We start from the raw sequence: 13,835 nt of genomic DNA on the forward strand, positions 1-13,835 counted from the left end.
TTAAAAGCTGCGGCGCACTATGGGCGAGATCGATACGCCCCAAGGAGCTCCCGACGATGCGCATATCCATTCAGACTATCGTGCGCGGCGCGCTGATGACGGGCGCGGTGGGTGTCTTTCTGGCGATCTCGCCGCTCGAGGTGGCTGCGCAAGATCGCATGCCGATGAGAATTGCCGTCGAAGGTGCATTTCCGCCCTTCAATTATCTCGATGCGAATAACAAGCTGCAAGGCTTCGACATCGATATAGCCAATGCCCTCTGCGAGGTCGGCAAGTTCGAATGCGAATTCATCATCGAGAAGTGGGACGACATCATTCCCAATCTCGTTGCCGGGAAATACGACTCGATCATCTCATCCATGTCGATGAGCCTTGAGCGGCGTCAAAAGGTTGCCTTCACTGAAAAATACTACAACAGTCCGTCGGTATTTATTGCCCGGAAGGATTCCGCAATCAGCGATGTCAGCCCCGCCGCTCTCAGCGACAAAATTCTTGGCGTGACGTCGTCGACGGCGCAGGAATCCTATGCCAACCATCTTTATCCGGACATGAAAAAGACGGTGTTTCGGTCTTCGCCGGAATTATACAAAGGCCTGGCGGATGGGAGCGTGGACATTATTCTCGAGGATAAGCTCGCCATCTACGACTGGATTGCGAACACGAAGGCGGGAAGCTGCTGCGAGTTCAAGGGGCCGGATCTGGTCGATATCACCTATTTTGGCGAAGGTGCCGGGATCGCGCTGCGCCTCGATGACAAGGAGCGCCTTGCGCGCCTGAACGAAGCGTTGAAGAGCATCAAGGCGGACGGGACCTACGACATGATCAACGCAAAATATTTTCCGTTCAGCATTCAGTAGTTCGTCACTCAAATTGTCATGTGACAAATGCGGAATGGCCGGTTTTCCGCCGGCCATCCCTGTCAGGTAAAGTTCCTCGGTCGCAATCGCTAGGCGGCTTTCGCGACCTCGCCGTGCGGATCGAGGACATATTTCGTCGCCGCGCCCTGGTCGAAGCTCTCATATCCACTGGCGGCATCGTCGAGCGGGATGACCTTGGCGTTGACGATATCGGCAATCGGCAGCCGGTCATGGAGGATCGCCTGCATGAGCTGGCGATTGTACTTGAGCACCGGGGTCTGGCCGGTGTGGAACGACTGCGCCTTGGCCCATCCGAGACCGAAACGCAGCGACAGATTGCCGTGTTTGGCGGCATTGTCGACGGCGCCCGGGTCTTCAGTGACGTAGAGGCCGGGAATACCGATCGAACCTGCGGCGCGGGTAATCTCCATCATCTGGTTGAGCACGATCGCCGGCTGTTCGCCGCCCGAGTGGCCGCGGGCCTCGAAGCCGACCGCATCAATGGCGCTGTCCACCTCGTTGGTGCCGACGACCTGCGCGATCATATCGCCAAGACGGTCGCTCTTCGACAGGTCGATCGGCTCGAAACCGACCTTGGCCGCATGCGCCAGACGATCCTTGTTGAAATCGCCGATCATCACGACAGCAGCGCCGAGAATGCGAGCCGAAGCTGCAGCCGCAAGGCCGACAGGGCCGGCGCCTGCGACATAGACGGTCGAGCCGACACCGACGCCTGCCCGCACGGCGCCATGGAAGCCGGTGGGCAGAATGTCGGAGAGCATGGTGAGATCGCGGATCTTCGCCATCGCCTTGTCCCGATCGGGGATTTTCAGCAGGTTGAAATCCGCGTAGGGAATGGTGACGTAGCGTGCCTGCCCGCCGATCCAGCCGCCCATGTCGACATAACCGTAAGCACCGCCGGCGCGAGCCGGGTTCACCGTCAGGCAGACACCGGTGTCTTGAGACTTGCAGCAGCGGCAACGGCCGCAGGCGACATTGAACGGCACCGAGACGATATCGCCGACGTCGAGCATCTCGACGTCGATGCCTTTCTCGATGATTTCGCCGGTGATTTCATGACCGAGGACCAGGCCTGGCATTGCCGTCGTGCGGCCGCGGACCATGTGCTGGTCGGAGCCGCAGATATTGGTCGAGATCACCTTCAGGATCACGCCGTGCTCGATGCGGCGGCCATCGGGCGCTTCCAGCTTCGGGTCGTCGATGTCGCGAACTTCGACCTTGCCCGGCCGGAGATAGACGACGCCTCTATTCTTGCTCATGGATTCCTCCCACTTGTTTGAATGCCTCGATCTGCAACCGATGCAGCCGATGGCAACCTTCCCTCCGGCCTGCCTCCTCTGCAGCCCGGTCTACAACACAGGATACCGCCGCATCGGGCGATATTCGGATTTTGCAAAAACAGATTGGATGGAGAAGAGAAGTGAACGCCCGGGTTTTGCCTGTCGTTCTGCTCGCGATCGCCCGCCGCAATCCGTCGATTTGCTGTGCCAAGAGCTGGTTTCCGGCTCCAGAATCTCCTTTCGATCCGTCTCGATATCTCTCCGGACCTCTATCCGGCGATTTCCTTGAGGATTTCAGTTCTTCTACCGCTGCGGAACAGCGCCGGCGTCAGGCCGGTGTCCCAAGGTCCATTTCGCCAGTTTGCGAGATAGCGCTTTGAACACCACAAGCAAACCACGACTGACGGAAAACAGCGATCAAGAAAACGACATGGGCGCAACTCAAAGACGACAGTCGGCAAGGTCGCAATGGCTCGCTGCGTAGCGGAAATAATTGATCCCGCGAATACGGCGGTTTTCCGGATCGTCGGGGAAGATTTGATATGGGAGACTTAGGCGCGATGTGGCCGCCGACTGCGGTTGACGTCGATGGCCGTATGCCAGAGCACGGCGCCGAGGATGATCGCACCGCCGAAAAAGGTGGCGACGGGCGGCTCTTCGGAAAACAGCAGCCAGACCCAGAAGGGCGTGAGCACGATTTCCATCGTGCCGATCAGCGCCGCTTCTGCCGGCGGCATCCGCTTTGCCCCGGCAAGAAAGAGCACCAGCGCCAGGGAAAAATTGGTCGCGCCGAAGGCGGCAAGGACGATCCAGTTGTGCAGGTCGAGCGAGCCGACCGAACCGAACGGCGCGAAGAGAACGAGGGTCAGGAAAGCGCTGACCACGGTTGGCGGCAGGCTCGGCACCTCGGGACTGATACGCGGAATGATGATGACGAGCGCGAAGGACGCCGTCATGCCGAGCGCCAGCAGATCGCCCCACCCCGTCCCGCCCCCGATCGACGAGGCGACGATGACCGCGACGCCGAGCAGCGAGACGCCGCCGGCAATCAGCGTCCGCCTGGCGACCCTCTCCTTGAGGATGAGCCAGCCGAGCAGAGCCGCGATGAAGGGCGCGGTCGCATAGATCATCGTCACATTGGCGACGGTGGTCATGTAAAGCGACCCGATGAAGCATCCCTGACTGAAGGTCTGGCATGCGATCATCGCAAGTCCGGACGGATGGAAGACGGAACGCCATTGCTGCCGTGAAATACCCCCCTCGAGGAAAAGGCAGGGGATCAGCAGGAACAGGCCGCCGAACAACGACCGCCAGGCGATCGCCGTCCATACGTCAGTGGTGAGCAGCCGCGAATAGACGCCGCTCGCGCTCCAGGCAAGCGTCGCGGCAATGATGAGAAGCACACCCTTCTCGTGCTCGCTGCCTGCGAGGTGTCTGGCCGGATTTTCAATGGTCACGCGGATATTCTCAAAGAAGGAAGTCGAACGCGGCTCTTTTCTGCCTCAAGAATTGACATTAGACAAACGAATAGTAGAGATAGCTATCATCGATTTTTTCTATGGCTATTCCCATGCACGAGCCGATTGAGAGCGACCTGCTGAGGACCTTTCTTGTCGTCGCCGAGACCTCGAATTTCTCCGCGGCTGCCCAGCGCATCGGGCGGACGCAGTCGGCTGTCAGCACCCAGATCAAGAGGCTCGAGCAGACGATCGGCGAAGCTCTGTTCGAGCGCGGCGCCCGCGGTGTGCTGCTTACACGCCAGGGCATACAACTCGTACCCTATGCCCGCCGGATCATCGACCTCCTAAGCGAGGCCGCCGCGACGATCCGCAGCAAACCGCTGGATGGGCCGGTGCGTATCGGAATTCCCGAGGAATACAGCCAGACGGTGCTGCCGGCGGCCCTTGCGGCTTTCGCCGTACGCCATCCGGCCGTCGAGGTCACGGTGTCCTGTGACTATACCGTCCGCAACCTCGCCGCCCTCGAGCGGGACGAACTCGATCTGGCCGTGGTCTTCGACTGGAGCGACCAGACGAAAGGCGAGGTCCTCTGTATCGACCCGACCGTCTGGGTCACATCCATGGTTCACCGGCTGCACGATATCGATCCCCTGCCGATTGCGACCTATCGTAACTCCACCTGGTCGCGCGATTATGCGCTCCGGTCGCTGGAGCAGATCGGCCGCCATTACCGGATCGCCTTCATCGCCGATACCGGCTCAGGGCTGAAGAATGCCGTGACCGCGGGCCTTGCCGTCACCACGCTGTGTCGCAGCAACATTCCGCCCGGCTGCCGCGAGTTGACTGCCGAAGACGGTTTTCCGCCGGTCGATTCCTCGAAAGTCGTGCTCCGGCGCAATCCCTACCGATCCAGTGAGGCAGTTCGCGAACTCGCGGATATGTTACGAGACGCCTTCCAGCCTACGTCGGGATGATGCGGCGGCGCAGACGGCGCCGGGTCTCGGACGGGCTTTCTGAAAAACTCGCGCGGTAGCTTCTCGCAAATGCCGAGGCCGAGTTGAAGCCGGTCGCCGCCGCGATGTCGGCGAAGGAGGCGGTCGTCTCGATCACCTTGCGGCGCGCCGCGTTCAGACGCAGCGCGAGATAATGCACATGCGGCGGCGCGCCGATGTTCTGCTGGAAGAGATCCTGCAGATGCCGGGCGCTGATGCCCACCCTGCGGGCGAGCCGCGTGAGAATCAGAGGCTGCTCGATATGCTCCTCCATGAGCTTTACTGCCTGCGCCACGCGGGGATCGTGCATGCGCAATCCCGCCGAGGCTGCCGAAAGCGGCTCATCGGCATGGAAGGACGGCTGCTCGTAGCGGAACAGCCGGCTGACTTCGAGCGCCAGCGAATAACCCTGCCGCTGCCGGATCACCTCCAGCATCAGATCGACGGTTGGAAGCGAACCTGAGGTCGTCAGCCGCTTGCCGTCGATGACGAAGCGATCCTTGACCGCTCGCACTTGCGGATAGGCCAGCGCAAAATCCTCGTAGTCCTCCCAATGAACGGTCGCCGGCAGTCCGTCGAGCAGGCTTGCTTCCGCCAGCAGCCATGTGCCGGATTCGATGCCGGCAATCACCGTACGGTAGCGGGCAGCCTGGGAGAGCTGCATCTTCAGCGCCGGCGTAGCACTTCGGCGCCAGTTGTAGCTGGCAAGCACGAAAAGCGGCGTATCCTCGGTCGTCGCCTTGAAAGCGCCTTGGGCGGGCACGGCAATATCGCTGGTGGTCGGGACCGGTGCTCCATCCGGCGTCAGCAGCCGCCAGCGATAGAGCTCGCTGCCGGAAATACGGTTGGCGCCGCGCAGCGGCTCGATGACCGAGGCGATCAGGATCAAATTCGCGTCCGGCAGGACGAGAAGGTCAATGTCGAGCCGTTCCGTCGATCGCTGCAGCAAGGTCGCCTCCGTCGAGTTCCGATAATGTATCGATTACTTCCGAAAGTGCAACGCATCGCCATCCATCCTGTCGCGTAATGCGGACAAGACGAGGGAGAACAAAAACATGCCTCTTGCGATGAACCGCGATGTTTTCATCACCTGTGCCGTCACCGGCGCCGGCGATACGGTTTCCAAATCCAGCCACGTGCCGATCACGCCCAAGCAGATCGCCGAGTCCGCCATCGACGCGGCAAAGGCCGGGGCTGCGGTGGTCCACTGCCATGTCCGGGATCCGGACACGGGTGCCGCCAGCCGCCGCAACGACCTCTACAGGGAAGTCACCGACCGCATCCGCTCGGCCGATATCGACGTCGTCCTCAACCTCACCGCCGGCATGGGCGGGGACCTGATCTTCGGCGATGTCGAAAGCCCCCTTCCCCTCAATCCGAAGGGCACCGATATGGCCGGCGCCACCGAGCGCGTCAGCCATGTCGCCGAATGCCTGCCTGAGATCTGCACGCTCGACTGCGGCACGATGAACTTCAACCTCGGCGACTATGTCATGACCAATACGCCGGCCATGCTGCGGGCGATGGCGAAGAAGATGACCGATCTCGGCGTGCGGCCGGAGATCGAGGCCTTCGACACCGGCCATCTCTGGTTTGCCAAGCAGCTTGCCGAGGAAGGCCTGATCGAAGACCCGGTGCTGATCCAGCTCTGCATGGGCATTCCCTGGGGCGCGCCGGACGATCTCAATACCTTCATGGCGATGGTCAACAACGTTCCGCAGAGTTGGACCTTCTCGGCCTTTTCGATCGGCCGTAACGCCATGGCCTATCCGGCGGCCGCGGTTCTCGCCGGCGGCAACGTGCGCGTCGGCCTGGAGGACAACCTTTTCGTCGGCAAGGGCCAGCTCGCCACCAATGCGCAGCTCGTCGAAAAGGCCGTGCAGGTGGTCGAAGGCATGGGTGCCCGGATCATCGGTCCGGAAGACGTTCGCAAGAAACTCAAACTGACGAAGCGCTGAGGACGGCATGACACGGATCAACAAGGCGGCCTGTATCGGCGGCGGCGTCATCGGCGGCGGATGGATCGCGCGTTTCCTGCTGGCCGGCATCGACGTCGATGTGTTCGACCCGCATCCGGAGGCGAACCGCATCGTCGGCGAGGTGCTCGCCAACGCCGAAAAAGCCTATGCCATGCTGACCGGCGCGCCCCTGCCGCCGCGCGGCAGGCTGACCTTCTGCACGACGCTCGCCGAAGCCGTCGCCGGCGCCGACTGGATTCAGGAAAGCGTGCCGGAACGGCTCGACCTCAAGCGCGGCGTCCTGACCGAGATCGATGCCGCGGCGCGCCCGGACGCCCTGATCGGCTCTTCCACCTCGGGCCTGCTGCCGACCGATCTGCAGCGCGACATGAAGCATCCCGAGCGCCTCTTCGTCGCCCATCCCTATAACCCCGTCTATCTCTTGCCGCTCGTCGAAATCGTCGGCGGCGAAAAGACCTCGGCGGCGACCATCCAGGCGGCAATGGAAAGACTGGCGCCGATCGGCATGAAGGGCGTCCACATCGCCAAGGAGATCGAGGCCTTCGTCGGCGACCGGCTGCTCGAATCGCTCTGGCGCGAGGCCTTGTGGCTGATCCACGACGATATCTGCACCGTCGAGACGCTCGATGACGTCATCCGCTACTCTTTCGGCCTGCGTTGGGCGCAGATGGGCCTGTTCCAGACCTACCGCATCGCCGGCGGCGAGGCCGGCATGCGCCACTTCCTCGCCCAGTTCGGTCCCTGCCTCGCCTGGCCCTGGACCAAGCTCACCGATGTCGTCGATCTCGACGATGCGCTGATCGAAAAGATCGGCCGGCAATCCGACGATCAGGCGGCCGGCGTGTCGATCCGCGAGCTTGAACGCATCCGCGACGAAAACCTCGTCGGCATCCTGCAGGCCCTCAAGGGCGGCGATGGCGGCAAGGGCTGGGGCGCCGGCAAGCTCTTGAAGGACTTCGAGCAATCGCTCTGGGCACAAGGCGGCGGGACGACTGCGTCTGTCGACCCGTCGAAACCGCTGAGGCTCGTCGAGACGAAAGTCAGCCCTGCCTGGGTCGACTATAACGGCCATATGACCGAACACCGCTACCTTCAGGTTTTCGGCGATACTTCGGATGCGCTGCTGCGCCTCATCGGCGTCGACGTCGCCTATGTCGAGGCGGGACACAGCTACTATACGGTGGAAACCCACATCCGCCATCTCGGCGAGGCAAAGCTCGGCCAGACGATCCATTCGACCTGCCGGATCCTCTCCGTCGACGACAAGCGGCTGCATGTCTTCCATACGTTGCACGATACGACGACGGGCGAGGCCATTGCCACCGCCGAGCACATGTTGCTGCATGTCGACAGCAAGGCCGGCAAGGCCACGCCGGCGCCGGCCGTCATTGTCGACAAGGTCAAGGCGATCGCCGAAGCGCATGCGATTTTGGCCGCGCCTGAAGGCGTCGGCCGTCACGTCGGCCAGAAACGGTAGGAGGATCGGCATGGATTTCGGATTGAGCGAAGAACAGGAAATGATCGTCGAGACGGTCCGCGCCTTCGTCGAGACCGAAATTTATCCGCACGAAAACGAGGTCGAGCGCACAGGCATCGTCCCGCCGGAGCTCGGAGACGAGATCCGGCGCAAATGCATCGATCTCGGCTTCTACGCCTGCAATTTCCCGGAGGAGGTCGGCGGCGCCGGTCTCGATCACGTCACCTTCACGCTGGTCGAGCGGGAGCTCGGGCGCGGTTCCCTCGGGCTGACGGTTTTCTTCGGCCGGCCCTCCGGCATCCTGATGGCTTGCGAGGGCGAGCAGCGAGAGCGCTACCTCCTGCCCGCCGTGCGCGGCGAGAAGATCGACGCGCTTGCGATCACCGAGCCGGACGCCGGTTCCGATATGCGCGGGATGAAATGCGCCGCCCGCCGCGACGGCGGCGACTTCGTCCTCAATGGCACGAAACACTTTATTTCGCATGCCGATGTCGCCGATTTCGTCATTGTCTTTGCCGCGACGGGTGAGGAAGAAACGCCGAAAGGCATCAAGAAGAAGATCACCGCCTTCCTGGTGGATCGCGGCACGCCGGGCTTCGAAATCCGCAAGGGCTACGATTCCGTTTCGCATCGTGGCTACCACAACTCGACGCTCAGCTTCGAAGATTGCCGGATACCCGAAGCCCAGGTGCTGGGCGAGGTGCATCGCGGCTTCGATATCGCCAATCAATGGCTCTACGGCACGCGGCTGACGGTTGCCGCCACCTGCGTCGGCCGGGCACGGCGCGTCTTCGACATGACGCTGCCCTATGCCGCCGAGCGCAAGCAGTTCGGCAAGCCGATCGGCGCAAATCAGGGTGTGTCGTTCAAGCTCGCCGATATGATCACCGAGATCGACGCAGCCGATTGGCTGACACTTGCCGCCGCCTGGCGGCTTGATGCCGGGCTGCCTGCAGACCGGCAAATCGCCTCGGCCAAGCTTTACTCCTCGGAAATGCTCGCCCGGGTCACCGATGAGGCGATCCAGATCTTCGGCGGCATGGGCCTGATGGACGACCTGCCGCTCGCCCGCTTCTGGCGCGATGCGCGCGTCGAGCGCATCTGGGACGGCACCTCCGAAATCCAGCGGCATATCATCAGCCGCGACCTGCTTAGACCTTTGGGAGCGTGAGCCGATGACATCTCGCCCGCTCGACCGCCTGCTCAGACCGCAAACGATCGCCGTCTTCGGTGGCCGCGAGGCGCGCAGGGTGATCGAGCAGTGCGATCGCATGGGTTTTGCCGGCGAGATCTGGCCTGTCCATCCGAAGCTCGACGAGGTGCTCGGACGGCGCTGCTATCGCTCGGTCTCGGATCTGCCGTCAGCGCCGGATGCCGCCTTCGTCGGCGTCAACCGGACGCTGACCGTCGAGATCGTCCGCAGCCTTTCTGAAGCCGGTGCCGGCGGGGCGGTCTGTTATGCATCGGGTTTCAGCGAGGCGACGGGTGAACTTGAGGATGGCGCCGAGCTGCAGCGGGCCCTTTTGGAGGCGGCTGGCGATATGCCGATCCTCGGGCCGAATTGCTACGGGCTGATCAACGGCCTCGACGGCGCGCTGCTCTGGCCCGATCAGCATGGCATGCAGCGCATCGAGCGCGGTGTCGCGATCCTCACGCAGTCCTCCAATATCGCCATCAACCTGACCATGCAGACCCGTGGGCTGCCGATCGCCTATGTGGTCACGGCCGGCAACCAGGCGCAGACATCGCTTGCCGATGTCGCCTGCGCATTGATCGACGACCCACGCGTCACGGCTGTCGGCCTTCATGTCGAAGGTTTCGGTGATCTCGCTGCCCTCGAACGTCTGGCCGCCATCGCCCGGCGGTCGAGGAAGCCGGTCGTCGTCCTGAAGGTCGGCAGATCGGAACAGGCAAAACGCGCGGCGGTGTCGCATACCGCCTCGCTTGCCGGCAGCGATGCCGTCGCCGATGCCGTACTGGCCCGTCTCGGCCTTGGCCGTGTCCAGACCTTGCCGGCACTGCTCGAAACCCTGAAGCTGCTGCATGTCGCCGGCCCGCTTGCAAGCCATTCGATCTCGTCGATGAGCTGCTCGGGGGGCGAAGCCTCGCTGATGGCGGATGCCGCCGTCGGTCGCAAGGTGGAATTCCCGGCGCTGCAGCCGCAACAGCTACCGCGTCTGCGGCGGGTGCTGGGCGAGATGGTGACGCTTTCCAATCCGCTCGACTACCACACCTTCGTCTGGGGCGATCTCGCACGCCAGACCGAAGCCTTCGGCGCCATGTTCGAAGGCGGCTATGCCCTCAATCTCGTCGTCCTCGACTTCCCGCGTGGCGACCGCTGCGATGCCTCCGAATGGGCGATGACGGCGGATGCGGTCATTGCGGCCGCCGCCACCACGGGTGCGCTGGCCGGCGTGCTGGCGACCCTTCCGGAAAACATGCCCGAGCCGATTGCAGATCGGCTGATGGCGAATGGCATCGTCGCCTTCTCGGGCATCGACGAAACCATCATTGCGGCGGAAATCGCCGCCGGTATTGGCAAGGTCTGGGAAGCGCCGCCTCCCTTGCCGCTGCTCGACGTGCCGTCCATGGGCGGCGAGATCGAAACGCTGACGGAAGCCGATGCAAAGACGGAACTTGCTGCCTGCGGCCTCCCTGTTCCTCGGGGGCTGCAGGCTTTTTCGTCCCGGGAAGCTGCCGAGCAGGCCGAGCGGCTCGGTTTCCCCGTTGTGCTGAAAGCGCTCGGTATTGCCCACAAGACCGACGCCGGGGCCATCGCACTCAACCTTAGGGATAGTGAGGCAGTGTCGGATGCGGCGGCGGCCATGCCGCCGAATTCAGGTTATCTCGTCGAGAAGATGATCAATCCGCCGGTTGCCGAGCTCATTGTCGGCGCCATCCGCGATCCCGTCTTCGGATTGTCGCTGACCCTTGGAGCGGGGGGAATCTTCGTTGAATTGCTTGAAGATTCGATCATTTTGCCGCTTCCAGTGACGAAAATCGAGATTCGCGCGGCGATTTCGCGTCTTAAACTTGCAAAATTGATCTATGGCTATCGCGGGAGACCAAAAGGCGACCTCGAGGCTGTTGTCGATGCTGTCTCAGCAGCGGCAGATTATGTCGTAATGAACGCGGCACGCCTGGAGGAACTGGACATTAATCCGTTGATGGTTCTTCCCGAAGGGGGCGGCGTTGTCGCAGTCGATGCCCTGATACGGCGGAGGAGGTAGCATAAGTTGAGCGATCCCATTCGCACACGACAGGACAGCGGTGTCCTCGAAGTCGTCATCGACCGGCCGAAGGCGAACGCCATCGACCTTTCGACCAGCCGCGCCCTGGGGTTGATCTTCCGGGATTTCCGCGATGATCCAACGCTACGTGTCGCCATCGTCTCGGGTGCGGGCGAGAAGTTTTTCTGCGCCGGATGGGATCTCAAGGCGGCGGCATCGGGCGATGCGGTGGACGGGGATTACGGTGTCGGCGGCTTCGGCGGGCTGCAGGAGCTGCGTGACCTCAACAAGCCGGTCATTTGTGCGGTCAATGGGATCTGTTGCGGCGGCGGGCTGGAGATCGCGCTTTCTGCCGACCTGATCCTCGCCGCCGAGCATGCGACCTTCGCCCTGCCGGAAATCCGCTCGGGCACGGTTGCCGATGCGGCTTCGATCAAGCTGCCGAAGCGCATCCCCTACCACATCGCCATGGACATGCTTTTGACGGGGCGCTGGCTCGACGTTCACGAGGCGCATCGCTGGGGTTTCGTCAACGAGGTCCTGCCGGCCGACAGGCTGATGGAGAGAGCATGGGAGCTTGCCCGGCTGCTCGAAAGCGGGCCGACGCTCGTCTATGCCGCCATCAAGGAAATCGTGCGCGAAGCGGAGGGTTCGACGTTCCAGACTGCCATGAACAAGGTCACCAAGCGGCAGTTTGCGACGGTCGACAAACTCTATTCGAGCGAGGACCAATTGGAAGGCGCGCGGGCCTTCGCCGAGAAGCGAAGCCCCATTTGGAAAGGAAAATGACCAGGCGGCAGCAACCGCACTATTTTCCCGCATGATGCGGGCGACGGAGGTGGAGAGGAAACCGCCTGCGGATCTGCCCGGAAGTTCTGTCAACGCACCATAAAGAAGGAACTGGGGAATGAACGACTACACCAAATATCTCGCAAGCCGTGTCACCGCCGGCGGGCTCAGCCGCCGCGAATTCATGGGACGCGCCATGGCGGCGGGCATCACACTTGCCGTCGCCGACAAGCTCTTCACCGAAAGTGCGCAAGCCGCCGAACCGAAACGCGGTGGCCACTTGAAGCTCGGCCTCGAAGGAGGTGCCGCCACCGATTCGAAGGATCCGGCAAAGTTCCTGTCGCAGGTCATGTTCTGTATCGGCCGCTGCTGGGGCGACATGCTGGTCGAGTCCGACCCGCTGACGGGTGCCGCCGTGCCCTCGCTTGCCGAATCCTGGGAGCCCTCGAAGGACGCTGTCACCTGGACCTTCAAGATCCGCAAGGGTGTCAAGTTCCACGATGGCAAGGAACTGACGATCGACGACGTCGTTGCGACGCTGAAGCGCCACACCGACGCAAAGTCGGAATCCGGTGCGCTCGGTGTTCTCGGCTCGATCAAGGAGATCAAGGCCGACGGCGGCAATCTCGTGCTGACGCTCAGCGAAGGCAATGCCGACATGCCGCTTCTGCTGTCGGACTACCACCTGGTCATCCAGCCGAACGGCGGCGTCGACGATCCGCTGGCCTCGATCGGCACCGGCCCCTACAAGATGACGAGCTTCGAGCCCGGCGTCCGCGCCACCTTCGAAAGGAACAAGGACGACTGGCGCACCGACCGGGGTTATGTCGATTCGATCGAAATCATCGGCATGAACGATGCCACTGCCCGCATCGCGGCGCTTTCGTCCGGTCAGGTGCACTACATCAACCGCGTCGACCCGAAGACCGTCAACCTGCTGAAGCGCGCGCCGAATGTCGAGATCCTCTCGACCGCCGGCCGTGGCCATTATGTCTTCATCATGCATTGCGACAAGGCGCCGTTCGACAATAACGACCTGCGCCTGGCTCTCAAATACGCCATGGACCGCGAGACCATGGTGCAGAAGATCCTCGGCGGCTACGGCAAGGTCGGCAACGACTTCCCGATCAACAGCACCTATGCGCTGTTCCCCGAGGGCATCGAGCAGCGCGTTTACGATCCCGACAAGGCCGCCTTCCACTACAAGAAGTCCGGCCATAGCGGCTCGGTCCTCCTGCGCACCTCCGAAGTCGCCTTCCCCGGCGCCGTCGACGCGGCCGTCCTCTATCAGGAAAGCTGCAAGAAGGCCGGCATCGAGATCGAGGTCAAGCGCGAGCCGGGCGACGGCTACTGGACCAACGTCTGGAACGTCCAGCCCTTCTCGACCTCCTATTGGGGTGGCCGTCCGACGCAGGACCAGATGTATTCCACCGCCTATCTCTCGACGGCGGATTGGAACGACACCAAGTTCAAGCGTCCTGACTTCGACAAGCTGCTGCTGCAGGCCCGCTCCGAATTGGACGAAGCCAAGCGCAAGGACATGTACCGCACCATGGCGATGATGGTGCGCGACGAGGGCGGGGTGATCCTGCCGATGTTCAACGATTTCGTGAACGCCTCCACCAAGCAGGTGAAGGGTTATGTCCACGACATCGGCAACGACATGTCGAACGGCTACGTCGCAACCCGCGTCTGGCTGGACGCCTGAGGATAAAGGGGCGTTTGCCCCCTCCGATCTCCAACGAAGCCG

Annotated in this window: 11 protein-coding genes; 8 read left to right on the plus strand and 3 right to left on the minus strand. The window is 62.4% G+C overall.

Annotated features, from left to right (window positions below; all coding sequences use genetic code 11):
- Positions 1-56: 56 nt before the first annotated feature.
- Entirely contained in the window at positions 57-857 is an 801-nt protein-coding gene (locus tag NE851_RS06370; protein WP_047612136.1) for an ABC transporter substrate-binding protein, read from the plus strand.
- An 89-nt stretch (positions 858-946) separates the two neighbouring features.
- On the opposite strand, the gene fdhA is transcribed toward NE851_RS06370, so the two are convergent.
- Positions 947-2,137 (minus strand): formaldehyde dehydrogenase, glutathione-independent, encoded by a 1,191-nt coding sequence (fdhA, locus tag NE851_RS06375; protein ID WP_028757431.1) that lies wholly within the window; start codon positions 2,135-2,137, stop codon positions 947-949.
- A 572-nt stretch (positions 2,138-2,709) separates the two neighbouring features.
- On the minus strand, positions 2,710-3,615 hold the full coding sequence (locus NE851_RS06380) for a DMT family transporter (protein WP_047612141.1): 906 nt from the start codon (positions 3,613-3,615) through the stop codon (positions 2,710-2,712).
- Between the two features lie 113 nt (positions 3,616-3,728).
- On the opposite strand from NE851_RS06380, the gene NE851_RS06385 reads away from it, so the two are divergent.
- A complete protein-coding gene (locus NE851_RS06385) occupies positions 3,729-4,592 on the plus strand; it encodes a LysR substrate-binding domain-containing protein (RefSeq protein WP_063475775.1) in 864 nt (287 codons plus the stop codon).
- Here NE851_RS06385 and NE851_RS06390 read toward each other — a convergent pair.
- Positions 4,579-5,589 (minus strand): GlxA family transcriptional regulator, encoded by a 1,011-nt coding sequence (locus tag NE851_RS06390; protein ID WP_245294602.1) that lies wholly within the window; start codon positions 5,587-5,589, stop codon positions 4,579-4,581. The genes NE851_RS06385 and NE851_RS06390 overlap by 14 nt on opposite strands.
- A 76-nt stretch (positions 5,590-5,665) precedes the next feature.
- Here NE851_RS06390 and bcoG point away from each other — a divergent pair, with 76 nt between their 5' ends.
- From bcoG to NE851_RS06420, 6 genes are all read left to right on the plus strand, one after another.
- Entirely contained in the window at positions 5,666-6,568 is a 903-nt protein-coding gene (bcoG, locus tag NE851_RS06395; protein WP_063475777.1) for a 3-dehydrocarnitine:acetyl-CoA trimethylamine transferase BcoG, read from the plus strand.
- 7 nt (positions 6,569-6,575) lie between these two features.
- Positions 6,576-8,066 (plus strand): carnitine 3-dehydrogenase, encoded by a 1,491-nt coding sequence (locus NE851_RS06400; protein ID WP_254955517.1) that lies wholly within the window; start codon positions 6,576-6,578, stop codon positions 8,064-8,066.
- A 10-nt stretch (positions 8,067-8,076) separates the two neighbouring features.
- Positions 8,077-9,237 (plus strand): acyl-CoA dehydrogenase family protein, encoded by a 1,161-nt coding sequence (locus tag NE851_RS06405; RefSeq protein WP_063475779.1) that lies wholly within the window; start codon positions 8,077-8,079, stop codon positions 9,235-9,237.
- 4 nt (positions 9,238-9,241) lie between these two features.
- The gene (locus NE851_RS06410; protein ID WP_063475780.1) at positions 9,242-11,296 is read left to right on the plus strand and encodes an acetate--CoA ligase family protein; all 2,055 of its coding nucleotides are present in this window, start codon (positions 9,242-9,244) and stop codon (positions 11,294-11,296) included.
- A 6-nt stretch (positions 11,297-11,302) separates the two neighbouring features.
- On the plus strand, positions 11,303-12,085 hold the full coding sequence (locus NE851_RS06415; protein ID WP_063475781.1) for a carnitinyl-CoA dehydratase: 783 nt from the start codon (positions 11,303-11,305) through the stop codon (positions 12,083-12,085).
- A gap of 118 nt (positions 12,086-12,203) precedes the next feature.
- A complete protein-coding gene (locus NE851_RS06420; RefSeq protein WP_047612155.1) occupies positions 12,204-13,793 on the plus strand; it encodes an ABC transporter substrate-binding protein in 1,590 nt (529 codons plus the stop codon).
- Positions 13,794-13,835 lie beyond the last annotated feature (42 nt).

It is taken from the genome of Rhizobium anhuiense bv. trifolii, from assembly GCF_024346605.1.
Lineage (GTDB): Bacteria > Pseudomonadota > Alphaproteobacteria > Rhizobiales > Rhizobiaceae > Rhizobium > Rhizobium anhuiense.

Coding starts and splice junctions, on each gene's coding strand:
- NE851_RS06370 (WP_047612136.1), top strand. CDS start 57: ATGCGCATATCCATTCAGACTATCGTGCGCGGCGCGCTGATGACGGGC.
- fdhA (WP_028757431.1), bottom strand. CDS start 2,137: ATGAGCAAGAATAGAGGCGTCGTCTATCTCCGGCCGGGCAAGGTCGAA.
- NE851_RS06385 (WP_063475775.1), top strand. CDS start 3,729: ATGCACGAGCCGATTGAGAGCGACCTGCTGAGGACCTTTCTTGTCGTC.
- bcoG (WP_063475777.1), top strand. CDS start 5,666: ATGCCTCTTGCGATGAACCGCGATGTTTTCATCACCTGTGCCGTCACC.
- NE851_RS06400 (WP_254955517.1), top strand. CDS start 6,576: ATGACACGGATCAACAAGGCGGCCTGTATCGGCGGCGGCGTCATCGGC.
- NE851_RS06405 (WP_063475779.1), top strand. CDS start 8,077: ATGGATTTCGGATTGAGCGAAGAACAGGAAATGATCGTCGAGACGGTC.
- NE851_RS06410 (WP_063475780.1), top strand. CDS start 9,242: ATGACATCTCGCCCGCTCGACCGCCTGCTCAGACCGCAAACGATCGCC.
- NE851_RS06420 (WP_047612155.1), top strand. CDS start 12,204: ATGAACGACTACACCAAATATCTCGCAAGCCGTGTCACCGCCGGCGGG.